General features: G+C 75.7%; 1 protein-coding gene. It reads right to left on the bottom strand.

All coding sequences use genetic code 11. The features are described from left to right. Window positions 1-66 precede the first annotated feature (66 nt). Window positions 67-2325: a CDP-glycerol glycerophosphotransferase family protein gene (locus tag B7L92_RS31715; protein WP_255311228.1), complete on the bottom strand. Its 2259-nt coding sequence runs from the start codon at window positions 2323-2325 to the stop codon at window positions 67-69. Window positions 2326-2470: the final 145 nt, after the last annotated feature.

Here is a 2470-nt window from a genome sequence, read left to right as displayed (position 1 = left end):
GGCGGCCGGGTCGGAGTGGGCCGCGACGAACCGGGGGACATGGGCACTCCCGGGGGGAAACGGCGGTCAGAAGCGGTCGGTGACGGTCAGCGGGCCGCCGGGCCGCTGCTGCGCCGGCACGGTCGCGAGCGGCGGCGGGCCGGACGCGGCGCCGGCCGCCGGCACCGGACGGCGCTCGTGCGGGGGGACGACCGGGGGGAGGCCGGCCTGACCGAGCACGACCCGGCGGACGACCCGCTCGGCGGCGCGGCCGTCGTCGTACTCGCAGAACCGGCGCCGGAAGACGGCCCGCGCCTTCGCCGCGCCCTCGTCGCGCCAGGCGTCCGTGGTGAGGATCTCGGTGAGTTCCCCCTGGGTGCGGGCCACCGGGCCGGGCGCCTCGGCCATCAGGTCGAAGTAGACGCCGCGGGTGGTGCGGTACGTCTCCCAGTCGTCGGCGTGGATCACCAGGGGGCGGTCGAGGTTGGCGTAGTCGAACATGATCGACGAGTAGTCCGTGACCAGGACGTCGGCGGCCAGGCACAGCTCCTCGACCGGGTCGTAGGACGAGACGTCCACGATGCGGCCCGAGCGGCGCAGGCCGGTCAGCGGGGAGGCGGCGCCGTCGTAGAAGTAGTGGCCGCGCACCAGCAGGACGGTGCCCTCGCCGAGGCGGTCGGCGAGCGCGGCCAGGTCCAGGCGCGGGGTCCAGCCGGCCTCGTAGTCGCGGTGGGTGGGCGCGTACAGCACGGCCCGGCGCCCCGGGGCGATGCCGAGGCGCTCGCGGACCGCGCGGACGTCGTCGGCGCCGGCGGTGTAGTAGACGTCGTTGCGCGGATAGCCGTGGTCGAGCGAGACGAACCGGGAGGGGTACGCCCGCTCCCACATCCGGGTGGTGTGGCTGTTGCTGGAGAGGCTGTAGTCCCATTTGTCGACGCGCTCCAGCAGCGCGGCGAAGTCCAGTCCCTGGGCGGCGGCCGGGAAGGACATCTGGTCCAGGCCCATGCGTTTGAGCGGGGTGCCGTGGTGGGTCTGGAGGTGGACGGCGTCGGGACGCTTGACCACCGCGTTGGGGAAGTTGACGTTGTTGACGAGGTACTTCGCGGTGGCGAGCACCTCCCCGTAGCGGCGCGTGCCGGGGACGACGTGGTCGGTGCCGGGCGGGAGCAGGGCCGCGTTCTCGGCGGTCACCACCCACACCGGGTGGATGTGCGGGGCGAGTTCGGCCAGCTTGGCGGCGATCGCGGCCGGGTTGCAGGCGACGCCGCGGTTCCAGTAGGCGGCGAACACGGCCAGCTGGGGATCGACCGGCCGGTGCAGGGCCCTGCGGTACTGGTGGTCGCGGACCCGGGTGCCGAGCTGCCGCCTGCCGGTGCGCACCGTGGACCGCACGGCGCGGCGGGTGCGGTTGGCGGCCTGGAAGGCGCGGTACCGGGTGTAGGCGCCCTCCTCGAGCAGCGAGCGGCGGACGCCGTCGAGGCCGGCGGGGCGCCGGTGGCCCTCGGGGCGGCGGCGCAGGGCGGCGAGCGAGGCCCGGCGGAAGAACTCCCGGGCCACGTCCTCGGGCATGCCGCCGCGGGCGAAGGTGCGCAGGCAGTCCCGGACCATGATCTCGTAGAGCACGGTGTAGGCGGCGGGGCGGTCGCGGGTGAGGTCGAGGAGGCTCTCGTAGCGGTCGACGAGGGCGTAGTGCTGCTCGGCGGTGACCGGGGGGAGGCTGGCGGGCCGCAGCCGGCGGTCCTCGTGGGCGACGTGCGGCAGGCAGGCGACGCGGTCGGCGAGCAGGAGGGCGGCGAGGGCCGCGTGCGGTTCGTCGTCGGTGGTGAGGCGGTCCCGGTGGGTCCGCCAGAAACCGGCGCGCAGGACGCGGGTGCCGAGCAGCGGGGTCAGGCGCAGCAGGTAGGCGCTGTCGTCGAGGGCGAGGTCGGTGCGGCCCGCGCGGGCGAGCAGGGGGCCGTCCGCGGAGGGCAGCCCGAGGGCGCGCCAGGTGCTGCGGACGTGGTCGATCAGCAGGACGTCCACGGTGGGGGGGAGTTCGGCGACGCGTTCGGCGATCGTGCGCGGGCCGCCGGGCGGCAGACCGTCCTTGGCGTGGACGAAGTGCAGCCAGCGGCCGGTGGCCCGGGCCGCCCCCGCCGTCCGGGCCGCCGCGTCGGACGTGCCGTCGGGCAGGGGCAGCACCTGGACCCCGGGGGCGTGCCGCTCGGCCGTCTCACGGGCCCAGTCGCCGACGGCGGCGACGACGACCTCGGTGCCCGGGTGGGGGTGGGCGGCGAGGGAGTCGAGGAGGCCGGTCAGGTGGTCCTGGGTGTTCGGCCCGTGGACGATGACACTGAGCTCGGGCATCGCGGGGCTCCTTCGGCTGCTCGTCGTCGCTCCGGTCGTTCCGCTGCGGTCACTCCGTTCCAGTCATATTGGCATCAATGCGGCGGAAGGCGGCGCCGGGACGCGCGGGCCCCGCCGGAGCAGTTCCGGCGGGGCCCGGCGGGGC

Origin of the sequence: Streptomyces viridosporus, assembly GCF_002078235.1 — a bacterium.
Classification (GTDB): Bacteria; Actinomycetota; Actinomycetes; order Streptomycetales; family Streptomycetaceae; genus Streptomyces; species Streptomyces viridosporus.
Note: the sequence above shows the minus strand (reverse complement) of the source record. Positions and strands in the feature narration are given on the sequence as shown.